Annotated in this window: 1 protein-coding gene; it reads right to left on the reverse strand. The window is 56.5% G+C overall.

The features are described from left to right. On the reverse strand, positions 1-529 hold a 529-nt coding region (locus MARLIPOL_RS09535; RefSeq protein ID WP_012140690.1), incomplete at both ends, for a transposase.

Raw genomic sequence — 529 nt, forward strand, 5'->3', positions numbered from 1 at the left:
TGTCCACCGTGGCCACGCCGTTATAGCCCTGGATCGTGCCCTTGCTGGTGGTCATCTTGGCGCTTTCGTTATCCGTCAGGTTGCTCTTCACTTCCTTGCTCCGCTTCCCCCGGCCCATCCTTGGGCGGTTCGTCTTTAGGAAGCGGTCCACTTTGTTCATGGCTTCATCCAGCGAGAGGATGGTGTTTGCCCGACGGATATCCCGGTCCAGTTCGGCTTCGGTTTCTGCCTCATCCCGCTCGTAGTGTTCCTTCAAGTGGTGGCGTATCAGTCGTCGGAGTTTTTCTCTCTTCTCACCCAACTCCTTGAAGGTGCCGGACCATTCCTTGGCGGCATTCGAGGACATCTTGCAGCCGTCGATGGCAAAGAGTTCGTTACCGAGCAGGCCCTGTTCATGGCACACCAGCAGTACCTGCTCGAACAGCTCTTCAATCTCGCCGGCATGGCTGCTGACAAACTTGGCCAACGTCGTGAAGTGAGGAGCGGTATCGCAGGATAGTGCCTTGAAGATGATGTTGGTCTCGCAGCA

Origin of the sequence: Marinobacter lipolyticus SM19 (genome assembly GCF_000397065.2) — a bacterium.
Taxonomy (GTDB): Bacteria; Pseudomonadota; Gammaproteobacteria; order Pseudomonadales; family Oleiphilaceae; genus Marinobacter; species Marinobacter lipolyticus.